The sequence below is a fragment of the Flavobacterium hungaricum genome, from assembly GCF_015182285.1.
GTDB classification, from domain to species: domain Bacteria; phylum Bacteroidota; class Bacteroidia; order Flavobacteriales; family Flavobacteriaceae; genus Flavobacterium; species Flavobacterium hungaricum.
This window is the reverse complement of sequence record NZ_PRDM01000001.1, coordinates 1,339,498-1,362,931: the sequence shown is the minus strand read 5'-3', so window position 1 is coordinate 1,362,931 and position 23,434 is coordinate 1,339,498. Positions and strand designations below refer to the sequence as shown.

At 36.4% G+C, this 23,434-nt stretch carries 22 protein-coding genes; 8 read left to right on the top strand and 14 right to left on the bottom strand.

The window, feature by feature from the left end:
• Nucleotides 1-9 precede the first annotated feature (9 nt).
• Nucleotides 10-663 carry a carboxypeptidase-like regulatory domain-containing protein gene (locus C4F50_RS05845; RefSeq protein ID WP_193845475.1) on the top strand — a complete coding sequence of 218 codons (654 nt, stop codon included), beginning with the start codon at nucleotides 10-12 and terminating at the stop codon, nucleotides 661-663.
• Between the two features lie 124 nt (nucleotides 664-787).
• Here the strand turns inward: C4F50_RS05845 and C4F50_RS05840 are convergent, their stop codons facing one another.
• Nucleotides 788-1,135 (bottom strand): winged helix-turn-helix transcriptional regulator, encoded by a 348-nt coding sequence (locus tag C4F50_RS05840; RefSeq protein WP_091131982.1) that lies wholly within the window; start codon nucleotides 1,133-1,135, stop codon nucleotides 788-790.
• Between the two features lie 105 nt (nucleotides 1,136-1,240).
• On the opposite strand from C4F50_RS05840, the gene C4F50_RS05835 reads away from it, so the two are divergent.
• Nucleotides 1,241-1,984, top strand: a complete 744-nt coding sequence (locus C4F50_RS05835) for an SDR family oxidoreductase (protein WP_193845474.1) — start codon at nucleotides 1,241-1,243, stop codon at nucleotides 1,982-1,984.
• 343 nt (nucleotides 1,985-2,327) lie between these two features.
• On the opposite strand, the gene C4F50_RS05830 is transcribed toward C4F50_RS05835, so the two are convergent.
• Nucleotides 2,328-2,711 (bottom strand): winged helix-turn-helix transcriptional regulator, encoded by a 384-nt coding sequence (locus C4F50_RS05830; RefSeq protein ID WP_193845473.1) that lies wholly within the window; start codon nucleotides 2,709-2,711, stop codon nucleotides 2,328-2,330.
• Nucleotides 2,712-2,787: 76 nt separating this feature from the next.
• On the opposite strand from C4F50_RS05830, the gene C4F50_RS05825 reads away from it, so the two are divergent.
• Nucleotides 2,788-3,414 carry a nitroreductase family protein gene (locus tag C4F50_RS05825; protein WP_193845472.1) on the top strand — a complete coding sequence of 209 codons (627 nt, stop codon included), beginning with the start codon at nucleotides 2,788-2,790 and terminating at the stop codon, nucleotides 3,412-3,414.
• A gap of 181 nt (nucleotides 3,415-3,595) precedes the next feature.
• Here the strand turns inward: C4F50_RS05825 and C4F50_RS05820 are convergent, their stop codons facing one another.
• On the bottom strand, nucleotides 3,596-3,787 hold the full coding sequence (locus C4F50_RS05820; protein WP_193845471.1) for a cold-shock protein: 192 nt from the start codon (nucleotides 3,785-3,787) through the stop codon (nucleotides 3,596-3,598).
• Nucleotides 3,788-4,111: 324 nt separating this feature from the next.
• Between C4F50_RS05820 and C4F50_RS05815 the strand changes: the two genes are divergently transcribed.
• Together C4F50_RS05815 and C4F50_RS05810 are read left to right on the top strand one after the other, a co-directional pair.
• Nucleotides 4,112-5,002, top strand: a complete 891-nt coding sequence (locus C4F50_RS05815) for a helix-turn-helix domain-containing protein (RefSeq protein WP_193845470.1) — start codon at nucleotides 4,112-4,114, stop codon at nucleotides 5,000-5,002.
• A gap of 116 nt (nucleotides 5,003-5,118) precedes the next feature.
• A complete protein-coding gene (locus tag C4F50_RS05810) occupies nucleotides 5,119-5,850 on the top strand; it encodes an SDR family oxidoreductase (RefSeq protein ID WP_193845469.1) in 732 nt (243 codons plus the stop codon).
• Between the two features lie 235 nt (nucleotides 5,851-6,085).
• Here the strand turns inward: C4F50_RS05810 and C4F50_RS05805 are convergent, their stop codons facing one another.
• From C4F50_RS05805 to C4F50_RS05770, 8 genes are all read right to left on the bottom strand, one after another.
• On the bottom strand, nucleotides 6,086-7,000 hold the full coding sequence (locus C4F50_RS05805; protein ID WP_193845468.1) for an NAD(P)/FAD-dependent oxidoreductase: 915 nt from the start codon (nucleotides 6,998-7,000) through the stop codon (nucleotides 6,086-6,088).
• Between the two features lie 28 nt (nucleotides 7,001-7,028).
• The gene (locus C4F50_RS05800) at nucleotides 7,029-10,079 is read right to left on the bottom strand and encodes an efflux RND transporter permease subunit (RefSeq protein WP_193845467.1); all 3,051 of its coding nucleotides are present in this window, start codon (nucleotides 10,077-10,079) and stop codon (nucleotides 7,029-7,031) included.
• Nucleotides 10,080-10,088: 9 nt separating this feature from the next.
• The gene (locus C4F50_RS05795; protein ID WP_193845466.1) at nucleotides 10,089-11,132 is read right to left on the bottom strand and encodes an efflux RND transporter periplasmic adaptor subunit; all 1,044 of its coding nucleotides are present in this window, start codon (nucleotides 11,130-11,132) and stop codon (nucleotides 10,089-10,091) included.
• 12 nt (nucleotides 11,133-11,144) lie between these two features.
• Nucleotides 11,145-12,482, bottom strand: a complete 1,338-nt coding sequence (locus tag C4F50_RS05790; protein WP_193845465.1) for a TolC family protein — start codon at nucleotides 12,480-12,482, stop codon at nucleotides 11,145-11,147.
• 54 nt (nucleotides 12,483-12,536) lie between these two features.
• Nucleotides 12,537-13,169 (bottom strand): TetR/AcrR family transcriptional regulator, encoded by a 633-nt coding sequence (locus tag C4F50_RS05785; protein ID WP_228011961.1) that lies wholly within the window; start codon nucleotides 13,167-13,169, stop codon nucleotides 12,537-12,539.
• A gap of 417 nt (nucleotides 13,170-13,586) precedes the next feature.
• Nucleotides 13,587-14,189, bottom strand: a complete 603-nt coding sequence (locus tag C4F50_RS05780) for a hypothetical protein (RefSeq protein WP_193845464.1) — start codon at nucleotides 14,187-14,189, stop codon at nucleotides 13,587-13,589.
• Nucleotides 14,190-14,502: 313 nt separating this feature from the next.
• Entirely contained in the window at nucleotides 14,503-14,757 is a 255-nt protein-coding gene (locus tag C4F50_RS05775; protein ID WP_193845463.1) for a hypothetical protein, read from the bottom strand.
• A gap of 335 nt (nucleotides 14,758-15,092) precedes the next feature.
• Complete coding sequence (locus C4F50_RS05770; protein ID WP_193845462.1) at nucleotides 15,093-16,601, bottom strand: PAS domain-containing sensor histidine kinase; 1,509 nt, start codon at nucleotides 16,599-16,601, stop codon at nucleotides 15,093-15,095.
• 412 nt (nucleotides 16,602-17,013) lie between these two features.
• On the opposite strand from C4F50_RS05770, the gene C4F50_RS05765 reads away from it, so the two are divergent.
• The gene (locus C4F50_RS05765; protein ID WP_113678581.1) at nucleotides 17,014-17,205 is read left to right on the top strand and encodes a cold-shock protein; all 192 of its coding nucleotides are present in this window, start codon (nucleotides 17,014-17,016) and stop codon (nucleotides 17,203-17,205) included.
• Nucleotides 17,206-17,329: 124 nt separating this feature from the next.
• Here C4F50_RS05765 and C4F50_RS05760 read toward each other — a convergent pair whose 3' ends face one another.
• A complete protein-coding gene (locus C4F50_RS05760; protein ID WP_193845461.1) occupies nucleotides 17,330-18,217 on the bottom strand; it encodes a LysR family transcriptional regulator in 888 nt (295 codons plus the stop codon).
• Between the two features lie 129 nt (nucleotides 18,218-18,346).
• Between C4F50_RS05760 and C4F50_RS05755 the strand changes: the two genes are divergently transcribed.
• Together C4F50_RS05755 and C4F50_RS05750 are read left to right on the top strand one after the other, a co-directional pair.
• On the top strand, nucleotides 18,347-18,904 hold the full coding sequence (locus C4F50_RS05755) for a hypothetical protein (protein ID WP_193845460.1): 558 nt from the start codon (nucleotides 18,347-18,349) through the stop codon (nucleotides 18,902-18,904).
• Between the two features lie 11 nt (nucleotides 18,905-18,915).
• Nucleotides 18,916-19,890, top strand: coding sequence for an NAD(P)H-quinone oxidoreductase (locus C4F50_RS05750; protein WP_193845459.1), 975 nt, complete (start codon nucleotides 18,916-18,918; stop codon nucleotides 19,888-19,890).
• A 206-nt stretch (nucleotides 19,891-20,096) separates the two neighbouring features.
• On the opposite strand, the gene C4F50_RS05745 is transcribed toward C4F50_RS05750, so the two are convergent.
• Nucleotides 20,097-22,031, bottom strand: a complete 1,935-nt coding sequence (locus tag C4F50_RS05745) for a glycoside hydrolase family 43 protein (RefSeq protein ID WP_193845458.1) — start codon at nucleotides 22,029-22,031, stop codon at nucleotides 20,097-20,099.
• Complete coding sequence (locus C4F50_RS05740; RefSeq protein ID WP_193845457.1) at nucleotides 22,031-23,392, bottom strand: glycoside hydrolase family 27 protein; 1,362 nt, start codon at nucleotides 23,390-23,392, stop codon at nucleotides 22,031-22,033. Before C4F50_RS05740 ends, C4F50_RS05745 begins: the two co-directional genes overlap by 1 nt.
• Nucleotides 23,393-23,434 lie beyond the last annotated feature (42 nt).

Sequence of the window (23,434 nt, the reverse complement as noted above, 5' to 3'; positions counted from 1 at the left end):
ATTTTAAATATGAAAAACTTCAAAATACTCTTTATTCTTATTTTATTTTCACAATTAGCTTTGGCTCAAAATAGAATAGTTTACGGGATAGTCAGTGATAGCATCGGACTTCCTATTCCAGGAGCAAATATTTTAGTTGAGGGAACAAAAAACAATACGCAAACCGATTTTGACGGCTGTTTTTCTATTAAAGCAAATTCAGATCAACTATTAGTATTTACTTATATGGGATATTTTGCTAAAAAAGTCATTGCCTCTAAAAGTGATATTGAGGTGATTCTCCAGATAAATAATGAACGCATTTACGGCTGTATACCACCCCTGCCTGTAAAAAAAACAAAATTTCGTAATGCGATTACAACTATAGCTCCTAAAGATTTAAAAAATGCCAATAATCCCAAGCACAATTTTAAGAACGATTATAACAACAATCCATTAATTTTTGTTTCCGACTACAACTTAAAAAAAATAGATTATGACTTTCAAATCAAATACAAAATAAGTTATTCTCCAATTCAGGATCGTAACATTGAATATGCAACAACTTACAACAAACTCACTTTTAAATATTTAAAAAAGAAATATAAAAAAACATGGCAGTCTGAGATTAGAAAAGACGCTATTGGTTTAAATGAATTTTTAAAGAAAAATCAGCTTAATTAACACTAACCTTTGCAATACATACAAACCGTTTTTGCAAAAACAACAAAGTAATTTCTTGTTGTTTGGATAAGCTGCTGCTTACCACAAAAGATACCAGTTTCAGGGTAAAAAATACGCATGTCCGTTAACCGTCAATAATGACTTTTCGGTGTTTTATTCCCCATTCTGCAAGATCATTTATAATCGTTTTTAATGTCAATCCATACTCCGTCAGCTGATAATGGATTGTGACAGGCTGCGTATCGAGAACTGTGCGTTTAATCAATTTATTTATTTCCAAATCCCTCAATTCCTTGCTCAGCATTTTATTGGAAATCCCGTTTACGTCATTTAAAATATCTGTAAATCTTCTCTTATTATGATAACAGATCGATGATATTATAGAAATTTTCCATTTTCCATTCAATATATCCATTGTATCATGTACAGCCATTATCTCTTTTCTGTGCTCAACCTGACATTCGTTACTCATAAGTTACTTTGTTACTCAAACGTTACTGTTACTTTTAGTTACAAAGTAACAAAAATAAACTTAACTAAAGTAACTTTGCTCATATAAATTTAAAATATTAGAAAAATGAATTTCACGAATAAAAATGTTCTCATAACAGGCGGAACTACAGGAATTGGATTAGCAGCAGCAAAAGAATTCATAAAATCAGGCGCTAACGTTTGGATCACTGGAAGAAACAGTGAAAATCTTAAAAATGCAGCCGACGAAATTAAGAATCCTAATTTAAAAACTATTGTGGCTGATACTGCAAATTTATCTGATCTTTCACTATTGGAAAAAGCTTTTGCAGCAAGTGGAAGTAAATTGGATGTTCTTTTTTTAAATGCAGGAATAGCAACATTTACTTCAATAGAAGAAGTAACGGAAGCTGATTTTGATGCGCAGTTTAATACCAATGTCAAAGGTCATTTCTTTACACTTCAGAAACTGCTTCCTCATCTGGCAGAAGGTTCATCAGTAATTTTTACTTCGTCAACTGTTGCTACAGCGGCAAATTTAGGAACCAGTATTTATTCGGCTACAAAAGGAGCACTAAATAAAATTGCTCAAATCGCAGCAAACGAATTGGCTGGAAGAAAGATTAGGGTCAATATTGTGAGTCCGGGTCCGGTTTCTACACCAGGTCTTCATAAAGTTGTACCAGAAGAAGCTAAAGAATTTCTGGCGGCGGCTACCGCTATGCAGCGATTAGGCGACCCAGCAGAAATTGCGAAAACAGTATTATTTCTTGCTTCAGATGATGCAAGTTTTATTACTGGAACGGAGTTGTTAGTGGATGGAGGCTACATCAATTATGCTCTAAAATAAATTCATTATCAGCTGCTAAATGGTTTGATCGTTCGGGTTCTTATTTTCTTCCCGCGGGAGCAGAAGCCTATAAACGCGATAACCCAAATGCTTCTGTAAAATTTTATAGAACTGGTCATTTAGCCCTTGAAACTCATTATAAAGAAATTGGAGCTGAAATAGTGTTATTTCTTTCCAAACTTCCTAAATAATCAGGCTAAATTTTTTAAAATGGCGGTTGTAAAAGACCGCTATTTCTTTTATGATAAATTGGATCTGATAGAGTTTCAATTTAGTTTAAAAAAAAACGAACGTAATACGCTGGTTTCAAGCTTAGTTTTAATGTTAAAAGTAAAAATCCAGCTCATTCCTTTTTCATTGTAGAAATGATACGTTCTCTATGAGTGAATCCCCACTCTGCAATAGTATTGGTAAGGTCTTTGAGCGAATTACCATAATCTGTAATCCGGTATTCTACGGCGACAGGTGCAGTGTTTAACACTATACGCTCAATTAATTCATTCATTTCCAAATCCTTCAATTCGCGGCTAAGCACTTTTCCGGAAATACCCTTTACTTCCCTCAGCAATTCAGAGTAGCGCATCGGCTTATAACACAGACACGCAATTATCGACATTTTCCATTTTCCATTTAAAATGTCCATTGTATCACTAATAGCCAATATTTTATGGCTGCAACTTTTTATTGGATTGTAATTTTCTTTCATCTCTAAAACGTGGTTACTCATTTGTCACTATAACTTTTTGTCACTTGGTTACAAATGTACACATCATTACTATAGCTTTGCAGTAAAAATTATAAAAATGGAATTAATCAATAATTTAAAATGGCGCTACGCTGTTAAAAAGTATTCAGAAGAGTTGATCAGTGAAAATAAGATTGACCAAATTATCGAAGCCATCAACCTTACAGCATCTTCTTGCGGGATACAGCCTTATCGCCTGATTGTGGTAACGAATCCGGAAATAAGAGAAAAACTGGCCGAAGGTTCTTTCAATTCGCAAATCAAAGCTTCTTCTCACTTACTCGTTTTTGCTGCCTTTAACAAGATAACAAACGAATACATTACAGAATATGTTGCAATGATGGAAAAACAACGCAATTTGGAAATTGGAGCGCTTAACGATTTCAGAGATGTTCTGCTCTCGCACTTTTCAACCCAAACTCCTGAACAAAACGCGATTTGGTCGAGCAAACAGGCTTATATTGGCTTAGGAACTGCCTTAATTGCAGCTGCTGAACTTAAAGTAGATGCAACTCCTATGGAAGGTTTTGATCCGGAAACATTTAATGAAATTTTAGGCTTGACAGAAAAAAATCTTCACGCTTCAGTGATTCTTTCTCTTGGATATCGGGATGCTGCAAACGACTATCTGGCATCGATGTCAAAAGTTCGTCTGCCAATTGACGAATTTGCAACTAAACTATAATAATCTAAATTATTATTTCAAGAACGAGCTTGCTGCAAAAATTAAAATCCCATTTCAACTAGAGCAAGTTCAAAAAGATTAGATACTCTCAATAAACAGAAATCTATATTTTATATCCAAAACAAAAAATAAAGGCACCTGATTAGAGGTGCCTTTATATAAGTTAACTGTGATAGTATGTTTATGCTATAACTACGTTTACTGCGTTTGGACCTTTGCGGCCTTCTTCGATGTCATATCGAACTGCATCATCTTGACGGATGTTTTCTGATAGACCTGAAGCATGAACAAAAATTTCGGCCCCTCCATTGTTAGGAGTTATGAATCCGAATCCCTTTTCTTCATTGAAAAATTTTACTGTACCTTCTTGCATTTTAATGTATTTAATGGATCAAATATAACGTTATTAAAATGGGAAACTGTTAATATTGAGTTTTTTATTTTTTAATTAATTAAAATATGTTTTTTTAGTTAAAAAAGAAATAAGTGCATAACCTGCAAAAATACACTGCAAAGCTTAGAGGTTGGAATAAAATGTAAAAATAATTTCAAGCAAAACATTGCTTCATAGGAATTTTAAAAATACAATGTTAGACAGTCACTTAATTGACCTTAACATCGCTGACAACAGAAAAAGGGCTGTCACAAAGATCCCAGCAAACAGATTTTTATTAAATTAGCACAAGCAAACTAAATTATGGAACTTAAAAACATTGTGGATCGTACATCAGAAAACGTGATGAGTTTTGTCGATAATTTTGAAATTCTCGATTTAAGTAATTTGGATAATAATCACTTTTTTTCCTTCAATTATTCCCGAAAGACATTCTACACAGCCACCTTGTTACAAGGAGATTATCATATTGAATTTGAAGATGAAAAAATTGAGTTAACGGGCAATACGCTGCTATTTACAACTTCCAAAATTCCTTTTGGTATTGATACCGTAACTGGAATTTATAAAGGTATCAGCTGTATTTTCAAAGAAGAGTTTATAACTAAAAATAATAGTGGTTACCGTTTGCTGGAATTTCCAATATACAAACCAGGCAGACAAAATATTTATTCGCTGACCGATGAACAAGCCGAAAATTTTACAGCCATTTATGCTAAGATTTTCGATGAAAAGCGCGATAACGGTCACTATAAAGAAAGTTTACAGCGCAACTACCTTCTTGAACTTATTTTTAATGCCCAAAAGCTTGACCCTGCCGCGTCCTACATTAAGAAAAATAATACCACTGAAGAGATAGCCTGTTCCTTTATAAGATTATTAGAATCACAATTTCCTATCGACAATCCGCAAGATGTTATTAAACTAAAAACTGCCGGTGAATTCGCAGAACATTTATCGCTGCATCCCAATTATTTAAACCGTCAGGTGAAGCTGTCAAAAGGAAGAACCGTCAGCGATATCATTAATGCACGGATTGAGCAGGAAGCAAAGATTCTACTGAAACTAACCAACTGGAATATTGCAGAGATTGCAAATTCATTAGGCTTTGAAGAGCCTTCCCACTTTAATACATTTTTCAAAAAGCATACTAAAGCAGCTCCTACAGATTATAGAAAATTAAAAAGAGAGTAACCCTTATTGCACTTTTTAAACTAAAAAGTTTGATTTGGGTAAGGATTGGTTTTAATTACGTTATATTCCGAAATGCCATTAGCGCGACCTTTGTCTTCTAATTTTAATTAATAAAAATGACAAAGATAGCATTAGTGACCGGTGCCAATAAAGGCATTGGTTTTGAAACAGCAAAACAACTTGCACAAAAGAACATTAAAGTTTTATTAGGAGCCAGAAATGAAACCGAAGGAAAAAAGGCAGAAGCGGCTTTACGTGATTTGTCGTTAGAGGTTACCTACGTAAAACTGGACATCAGTAATTCAGAAGATATCGCGGCCGTTACAAGCTATATTGAAAACCAATATGGTGTATTGGACATTTTGGTCAATAACGCCGCAGTGTTTCTTGACGGTGAGTGGTTCGGCAATAATGTAGAATCGGTACCTATGAAAACACTTCGTGACACCTTTGATATCAATTACTTTGGTACAGTCGAACTGACCCAGGCAATGTTGCCGCTAATTAAAAAAAGTGATGCAGGCCGTATTGTAAATATCAGCAGTTTATCTGGTTCATTTGGAGTTCATCTTGATGAAAATCATTGGCTGTATCAATTAAAACCTTATGCGTACAGTGCTTCTAAAACTGCATTGAACCAATTTACGGTTTTCCTTGCAAATGCACTTAAGGCAACCAATATTAAAGTAAACGCAGCAAGTCCGGGATGGGTTAAAACATCTATTGGATCAGATCAGGCGCCGCTTACACCAGAAGAAGGTGCAAAAACAGGCGTTGCATTAGCTTTGCTGGAGGATAATGGCCCAACAGGAACTTTTTCTCAATCTGGTGAGGTATTTCCGTGGTAATTTGGAAAAAATATTAAACTGATTTATGTTAGGCTGTTTATTTACCGAAATATTTATTCTATATTAAATGGGGTGAAAATATAACGGTAAATAAGCAGTTTCTATAAAAGTCATTATTATAGAAATTTCTGAATGTCCCTACAGAAACCTATGTTAACCAAGCCCATTATTGGTGGACTTTACTGATGCCGCGCCGGGTAAGAACCATAATACCAGACCCAGCACGCGACAATTATTATTTTGAAAAATCTTCTTCTGTCATTGCATTATTTAAGAATACCCCTGTATTATTCCCTGTCGATACAGCGTATGATACCGCACGAATAGGATTGGTACTGTCTCCACAAGCGAATATATTTTCCACAGTAGTCTGCTGAAATCCATCAACTTTGATAAGTCCCTGGTCTGTCAGTTCACAACCTAATAATTCAGGAATTTTACAGTGCTGTTCAAAAGGAGGTCTTGAATAGATAGCTTCCAATTCAAAACTTGAATGGTCTGAAAAAATTATTTCTTCAACAACACCGTTTTTATGTTTCAATGAGGTGATTTCCTTTTCAACTATTGAAATATTGTGCCTTTTGATTTCATCGGTCTGCTCTTGTGTCAATTCCGATTTTCCATTGGTAAACAGAGTCAGATCCTTTGTCCAGTTGCGAATGAGCCGGGATAAATGAAATGCACCATATCCATTTGCCAAAATCCCTGTTTTTTGATTCTTTACTTCATAGCCGTGGCAATACGGGCAATGAAGTACACTGATTCCCCAGCATTCAGAGAATCCCTCAATTTTTAGCATGCTGTCTTTTAAACCTGCTGCAAAAATGAGTTTTTTTGCAGCAAATACTTTTCCGGATTGTGTTGAAATCTCAAATCCTTTATCGGTTTTCCTTCCACTAACGGCAAGGTCCGTTACGAATTTTACAGTGTCGTATTTCAAAACTTCTTTCTTTGCTTTATCCGCGATAACAGCTGGCGCTATTCCATCCTGCGTCAAGAAGTTATGTGAATGTGGAGTCTGCCTATTACAAGGCAGACCACTGTCAATGATCAGGACATTTCTTAATGCTCGTCCCAAAGACATTGCTGCCGAAAGTCCTGCATAACTTCCGCCAACTATAATTACGTCAAAATTTCTGTTATCTTTCATTTCATTAAAATTTAAAAAAGATCAATGATTAATTACTTTCGATCCTTGGCGGAATCAATTTATACATTACCGGTGTTACAATTCTGGCAAGAATTGTTGAACTTATAAGTCCTCCAATTAATACAATCGCCAATGGAGATATTTGGGGATTGGGATTCACCGCCAGCGGAATCAAACCACAGATTGCGGTAACGGATGTCAAGACTACCGGAAGAAAACGGGTTTCGCCTGCAATAGCAATCGCTTCGTCAATAGACTTTCCTTCTTGTCGCAATTGATTTGTAAAATCGACCAGAAGAAGGGAGTTTTTGACCTGAATTCCCGACAATCCAATAAAACCAATAATAGAAACCAATGACATTGGATTTCCTGATGCTATTAAAAATAATACGCCTCCCAAAATACCTAAAGGAATGATGGACATAACAATAATAATCCCTTTAAATGTTTTAAACTGAAGCAGTAAAACAGCAATAAATAAGAACGTGCTTAAAATAATTACAGAAAGAAAATTACCTCCCAAAGCATCACCTTCTGATTCTTTTTCTCCGGATAGTTTGTAATAATACCCTTTTGGCATTTCAAGTTTATCCAATTTTGGTATAATATGTACCAGCAGGTCATTTGCTAAATAACCATCTTTTGTCATGGCACTGACTTTTGAAAAGGGAGATTTATTAAAGTGGTTTATGGCCGTTGGTGCTGTTTCAAAAGATACCGCTGCAATTTGATTCAATGCAATCGGTGTTCCCTGAACATTGTTTACATATAAATTTTTCAGTGCATCAAGATTCGAAAACTTATCCCTTGGTAAAGTAATGGTTACGTTTCTTGCATCTCCACGGTCGTCTATATAATCTCCAACTGTTAAACCGGCAACAGCTAGTCGAATTACTTTATCAACCTCACTGGTCAGTACGCCTAAGGTTCTCGCTTTTTCTTTATTAATCTTTACTTTGATATCGGTTTTATAGGTATTCAACTCGTTATTGATGTAAACTGTACCTTCCTGATTTCTCAAGATAGTTTCTACCTGAGAAGATAACTTGCGTAAAACCGCCTGGTCTTCGCCGAATAATCGCACTACGATATTGGCTTCTAATGGTGGTCCTTGTTCAAAATCTTTTACCTCTACTTTAGCATAAGGAATCGTTTTAAATTTTTCGCGTAATTCTTGAATAAGACTAGTCTTAGCCGAAGGTTTTGCTTCATCGTCCAACTGCACGAAAATCTGGGCAAAATCAGATTTTCTGTCCTGAGGATGCACGTTGTAGTAAATCTGAGGGTTTCCGTGTCCCACATTTGAAGTGAAATACACAATTTCTTTGTGGTTTTTCAATTCTTTTTCCACCAGTTTTGTTACCCTGTCACTTTCAGAAATATTAGCTTGAAGAGGCATTTTGATGTTGATTAAAAACATTGGTTTTTCTGAAGTTGGGAACAATTTAAATCCGGCCGCCGAAAACAATCCAAACGCTATGACACTTAAAAACAAAGAAATGGCAATAGTCGTTTTTGGAAATTTCAATGCTTTTGGCATAATATCCCTGTAGGCTCGGGTAAGGAACTTTTGCAAATATTGAAGAAAGATGTTTCCTTCAGCGTGATCGTGCGTTTTTAAAAAGCGGCTTCCCAAAAACGGAACCAATGTCAACGCCACAATCATAGAGGCCAATACACTGGTGATAACCGCCATAGGCAGACTTCGGAGAAACTCACCTGCCATATCCGGAAGAAAAGCCAATGGTATAAAGGCTATAACCAAAGTAGCGGTAGTACCTACAACAGCAATACCTATCTGTTTTGTTCCTTTTAAAACGGCATCCATTTTAGAATGTCCTTCACGCAGCCAGCGTTCAATATTTTCTACCACCACAATACTGTCGTCAACGAGCAATCCTAAAGCAACTACCAGCCCCACAATACTTAATTGGTTTAAAGAATATCCCAAAGCATTCATTGCAATTAACCCTAAAGCCAATGATAAAGGGATGGATATCATTACGATTAGAGAGGCTCTCCCTCCCAGCGGCACCAAGGTGATAACAACCAAAAGAATAGCTAAACCAAAATCAAAACCCAAATGGCCTAAACGGCTTGATACCATATCGGCTTGGTCAAAGTTTTTTATTAGTTTGATGTTAGCAGGAAGCTCTTTAGAAAATGCCTCTATTAGCGGCAAATATTCTTTTTGAACATCGCTGATGTTTACATTGTCTTTCATTCCGGCAGTAACCAAAACGCATCGGTGGCCGTTAATTCTGGTGATATGATTTACAACTTCAGATTTATAGTTTACTTCGGCTACATCTTTCATGTAGATGATTTTTCCGTTGGCATTGTAAACCACCGTATTGGCAACATCAGCTGCATTTTTGAATTTGCCGCTTGTTTTTACGTTGAATACTTTGGTCCCCAAGTCAATACTTCCGCCGGGAATATCGGCAGCTTCACTTTGCAGACTTCCCATCACTACGTTTAATGGAATTTTTAATTGTGCCAATTTTTCCAAATTCAAATCCACCCTGATTTCCTGTTCTGGAATTCCCGAGTAATTGACTTCTTTAAGATTGGTTATTTTTTCAATTTTTGCTTTTAGTTTATCTGCTTCATCGCGCATTTTTTTGTCGGATGCATTTTCGGAAACCAAGGCTACCTGAAGAATTTTCACATCAGAAGACGAATTTTTTTCGGTTTTTATCTGATAAATATCTTTCGGAAGTCCGCTGTTTTTAAGGGCATTCATTTCGGTAGATATTTCCTGATATTTATTATCAATATCCACTCCGTATTTGAATTTTACCTGAAAAGCGGCTACACCATCTTCTACCGTTGTTAGTATTTTTTCGATATTTTCCAATCCGTAAATCTTATTTTCAATAGGTTTTACGACCTGTTCTTCCATATCTTTTGGACTCGTACCGGGATAAATAACGGTAATCAGATATTGCGGCGGATGTGTTGAAGGATCTTCCGATCTTGGCATTGTCAATAAGGTAAGAACCCCTACCACAGCAACTAATAGAGCTAGAATCAGTGTGAACTGATAATTCTTAACGGAAAAGTTTGTTATCTTCATGGTATAAGATTATTTAATGATTTTGATAGTTGATTGTTCGTTGAGATAAGCACTGTTGGAAATAACTATCTGGTCTGTTTTTTGAAGTCCGTCCTTTACTAACACCTTGTCATTGTCGAATTTAGTAATCGTAATAGGCTGGCGTTTTACCTTGTTGTTTTCTACGACAAATACAAAAGCTTTGTTACCGTCGGCTTCAATAAGTGAGTTATACGGAATTACGATAAAATCTTCGGCTTTATCGGCTTTAATCTCTGCCTTTCCAAACATTCCTACCGCTGGTTTGCTGTTTTTCATATTCAGTTTTAGTTCTACCTGAAACGAACCCAATGCAGCATCTGCCGCCTGCGACTTTCTAAAAACAGAGGCCTCAAAGCTTTCGTCAGGATAGCCGTCAAGGGTGACAGCGGCCTTCTGACCTATTTTTACCGCTGCCCATTCTTGGTCTGTCAAACCGACTTTCAGCAGATAATTGCTGTTTTGGCGGGTTTCGTTTATTGCCAGAATTGGAGATCCTGCCCCCACAACCTCACCTGCATTAGCAATTTTTGAAGTTACAAAACCATCGGCCGCGGCATAAATTTTTGAATAACGGGCATTAAAAGCAACAGCATCTTTCTGTTTTTTGGCAATGTCAAGAGCCGTTTTTGTGTTTTGAAGCTGTTCTAAAGTATATACGCTGTCTTTATAAAGGTTTAAAGCCCTTGTATAATCACGTTCGTATTTCTTAACATTCAGTTCGGATTGATTCAGGCCTGAACCGATTTCGGTTGCGTCTAAAGTGGCCAGAAGCTGTCCTTTTTTGAAAAACTGTCCTTCTTCAACAAAAATATGGGTGACCACTCCGCCAATTTTAAACGAGTAATTGCCTTGATTTTCTGTTGTTACCAATCCTGATGCGCTTATATTTTTAGTAAGCGCCATAGATTCGGCTGCTGCAGTTTTAATGGAAATCACATCTGCAGTTTCAAAAGCTGTGTGTTCTTTTTTTTCTTCTTTGCAGGCGTAGAAAAGAGGTAATACAAATAGGGAAATAATTATTGATTTGTTCATGATCTTAATTTTTTATTGGTTTAAGGTAAAAGTTGCGTTGGCTCTTTCTAATTCTGCATAAGCTATCCACGAATTATAAAGTGCTATATTAGTATTGAGCTGGGCATTTACCCATTGATTCTGAGCATCCAGAAGTTCAATATAGATGGCCTGCCCTTCTTTGTATAATTTGGTTATATCCTCATTATATTTCCTGGCTGACTCTTTTTGGTTTTTATCTGCATTAAATTGTTCCAAAGCTGATTTCAAATTGTTTTGTGTAACTTGAAACTGAAGCAGCAGCTGCTGTTTTACATTGTCAATCTGGGAATTTATTTTTTGAGTATCTTTTGCTACCTGTTTGAGTTTGAATTTATTTTTGTTGCCCGAAAAAATATTCCATTCTAACCCCACTCCTGCGAAATAATAGCGGGAGTCCTTATTTACTTCAAAATCAAAATCCTGAAAACCAAAATCAGCAAAAGCACTTAATTTTGGAAACCAATACGATTCTGTCAGCTTGCTTACACTGCCGTTAAGCTCTTTAACTATACCAAGTTTTGCAAGTTCTTCCCTATTATGGGTATTCTCACTGACCATGGTAGTAGGCAGCAGCTCATTTTGATAATCAGTTTCTATTTCGGTATCCAATTTCTGATTGATCAGAAAATTGAAATAGGACTTTGCATTATTGCTAGCCTGTTTTGCAGTTTCCAGATTTGCTTCTATGCGGATTACCTCATTATCACTGCGCAGAACTGCAGTGCGGTTTATTTTTTCATTTTTAAACAGGGATTGGTTCACTCTCTGATTTTCTTTAACCAGTTTTAAAGCTTCCTCATAAATTTTAATTCCCTCCTTTGACTGGAGGTATTTGTAGTAAGCAATTTTTATTTCCTTAACCAGCTCTCTTTTGTAAATCTCCAGTTCAATTATCTGCAGGGAATTTTGCTGTTTTTTAATTCTCTTGTTGTAAATGATTTCAAAATTCAGCAATGGCATTGTAGTGTGAATTCTGGCATCATAAAAATTATCAGGATTTATGAGAACTGACTGATTTTGCAAAGCCGGAAAAGCATTAGAATTAGTCAGCTGGTTTAATGTGCTGTACACCGGATTCAGCATATCGCCGATAGGAATATCTATTGTTCTTCCGCCGTCAGCTTTCGTGTAGTTGGCATTTAGGGAAACGCTGGGATAGAAAAGTGAATGTGCTTCTTTCAAGGCATACATACTTTTGTTAATGTCAAAGTTATGCTGCTTGATGATCTCATTATTTTTTAATCCGGTCTCGATGTAGCCGTCTAATTTATTTTGGGAATATCCATGATACCCAAGTAAAATTGCAATTAGAATTAGTGTTTTTTTCATTTTATTACATTGTTTATTATTTGAACAGTGTTCATTTTTTTGGCCAAAAAAAAATTATAATTTATCTATTATTTTCAAGTAAGCATTGTATCCGTCAAAGAGGATAGTATCAGGGCTGGCAAATTTGACACCTTTTGTTCTCTGCCTGATTTCAAGACAGCACATTCCGTGTACAAGACTCCAAATCATAAATGACAGTGATTCTACATCATGGCCTTCAAAATGTCCTTTATTGATGCATTCTTCTACGGTTTTTTTAACCAGGCCAAAAGTTTCGATGCCTTCATCCCAAAAATCGCTGTCAGATTTTTCAAGAAATTCCATAGGTGCTTTAAGATTAAACATCAAATCATACATTTCCTGATTCTCGATTGCGAACTTGATGTATACAATCCCCATTTTTCTTAATCTCTCCATTGGATCTTCAATTGTGAATAACTCTTGGAAACAATTCCCAAGATCTTGAAATCCAATAGAATGCAAATTGTGCAGAATATCATTTTTATCCTTGAAATAAACATAAACCGTCCCAACGCTATAATCTATTTCATCAGCGATATTTCTAATGGTGGTCTGCTCTATTCCTTTCTCTAAAAAAAGCTTTTTTGCTCCTTTTAAAATCAAGGCTTTCAAGGCTTCTTTTTCTCTCGCTTTTCTATCTGCTACACTCATAAGTATAATTTTCATTGCAAATGTATATATTTTTTTTGAACACTGTTCATTTTTGTAATATATTTTTAGAATATTACTTTTTACGAGACATAACTCTCTATATACCAGTAATTTAATATCTTAAAATCATCCATGAAAAAGTTGAAATTTGTCCTGTTGAGTCATTCAAAGCCAAAAGACGCCAATTGTCTTCAATTGGCGTCTCTTTTCACGACCTAGTAAATATTCTATTTGACGTTTATTTTATTAAAAAATTCAATAATAGATATAGTCTCCAATTAACAATTCAGTTTTCTTTCTTTTTTCATAATAACCACCTGATACTCATTACTGCCAGAAAAAGAGGTGATCTTATAGTAACATATTTACACGATATTCACTGCCTAATTTTTCAAGATTTACTTTAGAGAATAATACCAAAAAAACTGTAGATTACCTATATATGCCATCCCCTACTTTTTGAATAACGGTCCATCTGCCGTTCTTCTTTTCCATAACTAATATAAAAGTCTCATCAATATTTTTATAGTCTGTCGTAGTTGATTTTACAGCAAAAACAGCATACTTATTATTTTTGTAATACATTAGATCAGAAAACGAAAAAACCCTGTAACGTTCTTTAAAATCAAATTTTTCATATCTGCCCGGGTTAGGAAAATCTGCCTGTTTTATAAAAATAATATTTTGATGTTTGAAATCATTTAAGTTCCAGTAATCGTCTTTCAACCAATGTTCGGAAGTATTTTTATTTTTATATTTCCGTTTCATTTTCTCCCAGCTTTTCTCATCGTATAAAGGAGCGTCAACTCCTTCTGTTTTCACATATTTGTCAATACCTTCATAATAAACAGTTCTGCCTTTAAAAATAGCAATAGCTGCATTGCTGTTAATTTTTTCCTGAATAATCATAACAGTGTCTGAATCTTTCAAATTTAAACTTGAAATATAATCATTAAGAGGGGGATTGACCCTCTTCACTGCAGAGCAGCTTAAAAATAACTGTACTGCCAAAAATATATATAATGCTGTTTTCATAATAAAATTAATTACATGGCTGGCCTATTGGTGTCTGTTGCTGAGGTGTGCCTGACTCTATTGCATGACCGCTCTGTTCAGCAGCCAGTCTGTTTCTCGGAAAAAAATGCATATTAATGTAAAGGTAAAAAAAGAAATAAGGCCCAATTATTTGGACCTTATTTCTTTATACATTAAATTATAAACTTTATATTTCTCAATTCTTCGCTTAAAGTCCAAAGTTTTTGGGCGACCTCCACCTTCAATGCAAACGGTGCAACAGCAGATATTCCTGCTGTACTTTTTTAATAACTTCCAGACATGCAGCAAAGGCTCATCCTCGTGACTTAATCTCCTTATTTAGAGAGATTAAATAGACCATAAGAGGCATCAAAGAACCTGGGAATCCGAAAAGCGGAATATATACGGCAATGGGAAGTTTAGCAAATCCCTTCGTGATTGATAAGTACAGTAAAAGAATAATTGACAAAATATAAACTACCCCGCATGCTATGGCAATGCCTTTAATTTGATCTTTTTTTTTTGTAAGCTCTTCAAAGCTCATTTTCTCAAGTTTATTCGATTTCATAATTTTATTTATTTACGATTCAGCAGTACATTAGACTGTTCTTATTTTGTCTAGCAAGTACTGTCATCAAAATCAAAAATATACTATCAACATAAACCATGCAATAGGTCAGAAATTTTTGACCACTGCTTAACAATAACTAAGTAACAGCCTTGAAAAAGAATCTCTCTGATAGATGGGAACTTGTATAAGAAAATTAGATTGTATAGTTTACTATTTGACATTTCACACTTTTTTTCCTGAAACTTCAGATCTGATAAAATCTCCCTGCTTTTTATAATTAGGTAAAACAAAAAAAGCTCCAATTTCTATGAAGCTTTTATCTTAGCAGCACCTTAAATAGTGCTGTTTTCCTGTTGCAGAGGCAGCAGTACGGTAAATGTAGAGCCGTTATCCTTATCACCAGATGCCCTTATGGTCCCGCCATGCCGTTGTACGATCTTTCGGCAGAGCGAAAGCCCGAGCCCGCTGCCTTCATATTCGTCCTTAGAATGCAGGCGCTCAAAGGCCGTAAATATTCTTTCACTGTACGCATTATCAAGCCCGATACCATTATCCTCAATTCGCACTTCCACCCAGTCCCCTTTCGGATCCTGTACAATACTGCAGCCGATAATCACCCTTGGCGGCACCTCTGCTCTGGAAAACTTCAGGGCGTTGTGCACCAGGTTATAAAAAAGCTGCTGGATCAGTATTCTGGCACCTTGTATCTGTGGCAGCTCCGAACTGATGAAAACCGCATTTTTTTCCTCTATCACCAGCTCAAGGTCGGTCTTGATGTCCTCCAGCACTTCATTGAGATCAATAGGTTCTACAGGCTGTTTTTTCTTATCGGCACTCGAATAGGCCAATATGCCCTCGATAACATTTTGCATCCTCTGGGCTGAGTGTTCTATTTTTCCGATGTACCATTCAAAACGATCGCTGAACTCCGACTGCACCTCACTTCTCATTCTGCTGATAAAGGTTTTGACCTTACGCACAGGCTCCCTGAGGTCATGGCTGACAAGATTGGCAAAATGCTGCAGCTCCTCATTAGAACGGCGGAGCTTCTCTGTACTCTCTGCAGCCTCTTGTCGCAGCTGTTCCTCCAAGGCTTTTCGGTGTCCGATATCTTCAATAATCCCCGTGATCTTAACAGGCTGCTCCTGCTCGTCTTTTATGATTTTGCCGCTGATATTAATCCAGCGATAAGACTGGTCGGAATTGATTATTCTGGCCTGATAAGAGATCAAACCCGTTCTCTCCGCATCACGGTGCGCCTGCTCCCTCACCGAGATGTCATCAGGATGAAGTCTTGAAATGATTTTTTCTTTGGTTATATTCTCATCCTTGTCCCAGATGGAACTAAAATTACCCGAAGTCAGAATGTTCTGGGTCACAAGATCTATTTCATAAGTGCCCATACCCGAAGCCTCTATAGACATTCGAAGCTGCTCTTCAGAACTCTGCACCCTTTCTTTGGCCATATGCAGGTCGGTTATGTCCATTCCTGTGTTCATGACTCCATATACATGCCCTTCTGAATCCAATAAAGGAATAAAACTGTAATTGAAATAAAAAGTTTTTTCCTCACCCTCCACCACAAGGTCTACTCTTTTGTCTTTGGCATGAAAAGGAATACCAGTATTATAGACCTGTAGTGCCTGATCAAAAATAAGCTGCTTTTGGATTTCTGGAAGCACCTCAAGATAGGTTTTTCCAATCACCTGATCCCCCTTTCCCCAGGTTTTGATCATGGCGGGATTGGCCAATTCTATCTTTAGCGCACTGCCTGTATATACCCCAATAGGCAGAGGCGTGTGATCTACAATATCTTTTAAAAGCTGTAAATTTCCTTCCATGGTGACAGTTTATTTTAAGCAACGAATCTATCTATTCTCAGCGTTCAGAATGTTACATGCAAGCTCATAATTGTTTTACAATTCCCATAATACGCGATTAAAAAACGATCACAAAAAGGGGCTAAAATAAATAGCTGCAAAAAGGAAATCTTACCGAAAAAAAGCTGGCAGTCAGAGACATCTCTACTTTTTCTTGTAATTTTTAAGCGCACTATCGGTTTTATCCAGCAGTTTTTCCAGCAAAATTGTTTGTAGAAACTGTCCAGATAAAAATACCGCCCTGCGGCTCCTCTTTCTGCTATTGTATGAAAAATAGTTCTTACTGACGAACGTTAAGGAAACCATAATTAAAATTCATTTATACGTTTGCTAATATTTAATAGATTACATTTGAGCAAATTAAATATTTAACATGCAGGAAGGTACAGTAAAATTCTTCAATGAAGAAAAAGGTTTTGGATTTATAACACCTAATAATGGTGGAAACGAGGTTTTTGTTCATGTTTCAGGTCTCTCAGAGAATATCCGTGAAAATGATTCAGTTCGATACGACATCGAAGAAGGCCGAAGAGGTCCAAACGCAGTAAACGTAATTGTAGCATAACATACTATAGAACTAGTTTATAACTAAAGCACCTGTCTGAGACAGGTGCTTTTTTTTTGCCGATCAGATGCCGCATGTCTTGATCCCATACGAAACTCAAAAAGATCAACTATACAATATACTCTTAAGGAAATTTCATGGCCGCTTTTTTCTTTATTAAATTATGAAAAAGAACCAATGAAGCTTTACGGTAAACACCCGAAGGAAATATTAGGGTTGCTTCACGGCTCATATTTTTACCTTCAATAGGCACTGCAATAAGTTCAGAAAAGTCAAACAAAGAAGAATTCATTAATATAGTATGCCATTTCTTTGTATTAACCAGTTCTAATACACTATGAATATCATTAATCTCTATTTTTGCGTCAAGTTTGATATTGTTTGTTTTAAGCGTTTCGTCCAGAAAATTTCTGATGCTGTAACTGGGAGACGGCAGCACTAAATTCAATTCGGTTATTTTTTGAAGTCCTATTTTTTTAAGCTTGCTCCAAGGATGCGATTGATGAAGAATCAAAGAAAGATTTGCAGAGAATAATGGCATTATATCAAGCTGATTATCGGCAGACGAAGGCATAAATGAAAGCATACAATCAATTTCATACGAGCGTATTTTTTGCATCAGGTCCGAAGTAGAAGCTAAAACAACCTGAATTTTAATCTCCGGAAATTCTTCGTTAAACTCCGTAATGGTTTGAAGCAGTAAATTTACCAGACCGTAAGTCGATCCAATAGTTATTTTCCCGGTTTTTAAGTTATTCAAATCCATTAAAACCTGCTTTCCTTCTTCTGCCTGACGAATTGTTTTTCGGGCGTAATCCAGCATAATTTCTCCCGCTTCTGTAAGCTGGACACGCTTTCCTACCCTGTCAAAAAGAAGAACAGTCAGTGAATTTTCTAATTCTTTTACCTGATGGGATAATGTACTTTGTGTAATGTATAAATCATCTGCAGCCTGAGTGAAATTTAAAAGTTCTGCCGCGCGGACAAAGTATTTTAATTGACGAAGTTCCATTTTCTTTAATTTTTTATAAAAGTACAATTCTAAATCGAAAATTTCGATTGATTTGATCTAAAAATATCATTTCCACGATTGGTTTATATTGCAGAACTTTGACATAAGTTAATTTAAAAAACACAAAAGATGGAAATTTTACAAACACCCGAAAACGCATTATCAGCATCAACTGTCTCTGCAGTCATGAATGCTCCAATTGAAAAAATTAATATCGCCGACTGGCTGCTTAATTTGCCTGATGCAGAATACCAACGCTGCTCTGTTAACCACATTGCCGCCGGAATAACCTCTAATTTTGAAGGTATTCCTATGTCTATCAATGTAGAATATGTAGGAACAGCGCTTGTGGTACAGCATTATATTTTTGACGAATATCGCGCTGATTATTGCCGAATGCTCTCCATTTCTGATACCATTACCGCAGGCGGAAGATCTAAGGTTCAGGTTCTTTGGGAATTGAAAGCAGATAAAATAGATGATAAAACAACCCAATTTACCAATACCATTCATGCCACTGCCACTTCTGAATTTTTAGATTTCATAAAACAACACGGAATTTCTTTAGCCGATGCCGCAAAAGCAAGACAAGATGCTTCTGATGCGCATAACCATGAAGAAACACCGCTGTTTGCAAAAAGTATCGAGAACAAAGCATTATTTGGAAAATATAATCTACCTTTTTAAAAAATTAGATTATGAAAGCTATTACAATCTCAAAATTTGGAGGACCTGAAGTTTTGCAGGTAACCGAAGTTCCTGATTTAATTCCTTCCAAAAATGAAGTATTGATTCAGGTAAAAGCTTCTGGTCTTAACAGAAGTGATATTTTACAGCGTGAAGGAAAATATGCTGCTCCAGACAGTACTTCTAATGAAATCCCAGGTCTTGAAGTATCGGGTATTATTGTAGAATGCGGTCCGGAAGTTACCCAATGGAAAAAAGGCGATGCCGTTTGTGCGCTGCTTCCCGGAGGAGGTTATGCCGAGTATGTTACTGTAGAAGAAGGCCAGTGTTTACCCATTCCCAAAGGATTAAATTTTATAGAAGCCACCAGTCTGCCCGAAACGGTTTTTACAGTCTGGTCTAATATTTTTGAACGTGGAAAATTAAAACCAGACGAAACTTTGCTGGTTCACGGAGGCAGCAGCGGTATCGGAATTACAGCCATACAAATCGCCCATGCTTTTGGTTCAAAAGTTATAACTACTGTTGGCTCAGAAGAAAAAGCACAATACTGCTATGAATTAGGCGCTGCTCTTTGCATTAATTATAAAGCAGAAGACTTTGAAGAAATTTTAAAAGACAAAGGTGTAGATGTTATTCTGGATATGATTGCGGGAACTTATTTTCAAAAGAATCTGAATATTTTAAACGAAGATGGAAGACTTATTCACATTAATGCAGAAAATGGTAAAAATGTAACACTTGATATCTGGCAGTTGATGCTAAAACGTCTCACGATTTCGGGAAGTACGCTGCGTGCAAGAGATTACAACTACAAAAAACGATTAGCACAAGAGGTATTTAAAAATGTGTGGCCTTTAATTGAAAATGAAAAATTCAGACCTGTTATCTACAAAACATTTTCTTACCGAGATGTCGTGAGCGCTCACAAATCTATGGAAAACGGAAACCATATTGGTAAAATAATACTCGATTGGGAATCATGAGCAGATTATGGTTAAGAAAAAAAACGCCAATGGAAAAAACTCGCGTTAATTTCATCATCTGGACTTGATCCCCTTTCTGCCACAAAATGCTGCGGTGAATTCTAAAAATCACTCCACCTCTAGAAATAAAGCTGCTAAAAAATAAAAACTCTTTTGATGCAATTGGCAAAAAAAGAGTTTTATTGGTTAATTATAAATCCAATCTTTTATTTCAAAGTCTTGATACCTTCAAAAGTCGGTATCGTTTCTATTATACTGCCATTTGCATCAAACTCGAGTTTATCAATACAAACCTCTCGATGAAAACCGCCTGCACGTCCCATTTTAATTCCAGTTGGATATGAAAACCTGTGATACACCATATACCATTCGTCTTTTCCAGGAATCTGTAAAACTGAATTATGTCCCGTTGCATAAATTCCCAGTTTTGGAATTCCCTGAATAACAATATTATTTTGAGGAATTTCAAGAGGCCCGAGCGGTGAATCTGAAATCCCGTATCTCACTTTATAGTTTGGACTTCTCGTATCGTCTTCACTCCAAAAGAAATAATATTTGCCGTTTCTGTAAATGACATAAGTGCCTTCGCGGAAAGTTTTGTCTACGGCAATTATTTTTGTACTTCCTTCTTTTAGCGAAACCATATCCGGATTTAATTCAGCGGCGGCCATGTACATATTTCCCCAATACAAATAACTTTTTCCCGTTTTGGGATCTGTAAAAACATCGGGGTCAATTTCCTGACCGTCTTTTATACCTTCTGGTCTTGCGGCAACAATGGCTTTGCCGCTGTCTTTAAAAGGTCCGGTTGGATGATCCGAAACTGCAGCTCCAATTTTCTGTGCGGCTGTAAAATAATAGAAGTATTGGTATTTTCCTTTGATCTTTTTCTCTACAATGCAAGGAGCCCAGGCGTTTCGGTTTGCCCACGAAATATCTTTTTTAAGATCCAGAATGATGCCTTCATCCTTCCAATCTACCAGATTATCAGATGAAAATGTTTTGAAATAATAACCCGACCAATCGGTAAATCCGTCAGTTGTAGGATAGATATAATATTTTTTGGTTTTGTTTGAATACAGAATTTCAGGATCAGCGTAATAACCTTCTAAAACGGGATTATTATTTATTTTTGGAAGCTGTGAAGGCGTTCCCCATTTGGCCATAATTCTCTTTAATTCAGAACGCGTTATCGGGAGAATGGTTCCGTGGCGCGGTTTAAAATCCATTGAAACAGCATTGTCTATAACGGTAAAGTTTTCGAGATCCTTGGTTTTCGTAAATTGATATTTCCCTTTTGAATACAAATCGTACATTAAAATATATTCATCCGAATTATTGAGTTTAAAAATACTCGAACCTTCTACTTTTTCTTTGGTCTGCTGTAGATAATGATCGTTTTCAGTCCAATTTCCAGAAGTTAAATCGGTTGTTACAGCTGTTTTTATTCCTGCCGTTTCCGATTCTGTTTTATAAAAAAGATGATAAACCCCGTCTTTCCAAATAATATCGCCATCAATACAAGCGCCTTTTGATTTTGGAACAAAAAGCAGTTTTGGGGCACTTTCTAAAGCCGTGAAATCTGCATTCGCATAAGCGTAATAGATTTTATCCGGCTCATCGCCATGTTTCATACTAAAATAAATCAGGTATTTACCCGCTTTTACATCGTAAATAGTCTGCGGCGCCCAAACTCGTTTCAAATCATCATTTCCCGAAAATGTTTTTTGAATGTTAACGACACTGCTTTCCCAGTTAACCAAATCGGTGCTTTTCAGCAAAACCATTGCACGATTACTGTCCCAGCCTTTTGATGAAGTCATATCGGTCAGAACCATATAAAATGTTCTGCCGTCTTCGCCTCGTAGTATATGCGGATCGCGAACGCCTCCCGTTGAACTGATTGCTTTACTGTCTAAAATGGGTTTGTTATTGTTGAGACTGTAATAATGATAACCATCTGTACTTACGGCATAATTAACCGCTTCTTCTTCAACTTTATTTCCGATAAAATAAACGAATAAATAAGCCGTCAGATCTTTTTCAGCAAGAACAGGCGGAATTCCACCTGCTGTATTTTGAGCTTTCAACGGACTAAAAATAGTCGATACTATCAGAAAATAGTAAAACAATCTTTTCATTATTTTTTACTTTTTAATTGGTACAAAACAGTACTGTGCGGTTTTAAATCAGCACCAATTTCGGTTGATGTTACTTTTGATTTTTCGCCTGTCCACATGTTTAAAATGTCAACAGAACCTGAAATTCCAAGATCTGAAAGATTTACGGATACCTTTTGAGAATCATTATCTGCAATATTAAATAATGCGAGGTAGACACTTCCGTCTTTTGCTTTTGAAGTGACTGCAATTTTCCCGTCTTTCTGAAAAAGCTGTTTTACATGTGTGCTTTCGTTATGCATTTTCACCACTTCTTTATTCGTTAATAATGAAAGCGTAAAAGCATCATTACTAGGCATATCACCGCCAAAAAACAAGGGCGATTTAAAAATATTGAAAAACGTAATTAAAGTATATTGTTCGTCTTTTGTCAAACGCGTCATTCGGTCTTTTCCGCGTTCGCCTCTTATTGAAATTCTTCCTAACGGAATCATATCACAATCCGGCCAGGTTCCCGGCGCGATATACGGATACCATTTTTGAGCTACATCCATTAGATGCGTGATGTGCGGCCATGTATCCCAGACATCGTCTACCATACGCCACATATTAGCATGCGTGCTTACATGCGAAGCTGCCGAAATTGGCGTTTCTCCCGGCGAAGTACTTAGGACAATTTTACGCCCGCATTTGTCAATGGCGTTTCGAATTAAATTGATTTCGCCTTCGTGATACGGTCTCGATAAATCATCGATTTTAATGAAATCTACACCCCATTGTGCATACAATTCAAAAATAGAATCATAATATTCCTGTGCGCCTGGTTGGTCGGCCAAAACGGTATAATTATCTCGCAGCCATTCACACTGCATAGCAGTAGAATAGATTTGATCTGCGGTAATTCCGTTTGTTCCTTTTATCGGCATTTTGTTTTCAACCGCTTTTTTCGGAATTCCACGCATGATATGAATGCCAAATTTCAATCCTTTTTTATGAATATAATCGGCTAAAGGCTTAAAACCCTGTCCGTCTTTCGCAGAGGGAAAACGGTTTACAGCCGGAAGATATCTTCCATATTGATCCATTACATATCGCGGATCGGTTTGGTTGTAACCTCCTGCTTTATCATTTTCGACAAACCATCGAATGTCAACCACTACATATTCCCACCCAAATTTCTTAAGCTCCTTTGCCATATAATCGGCATTGGCTTTTACCTCATGTTCTTCGACTGTTGGTCCGTAACAATCCCAGCTGTTCCAGCCCATTGGCGGTGTTTGTGCCCATTGTTTAAATTCTTCTTTTTGAAAAGTTTTATTCTGAGAATAAGAAGCAATCGAAACCAAAACGATTCCCAATGCCAGTGTGATTTTATTTTTCATAAGATTCCGATGAATTGTCTCTATGGACATTAAGCTCTGGAA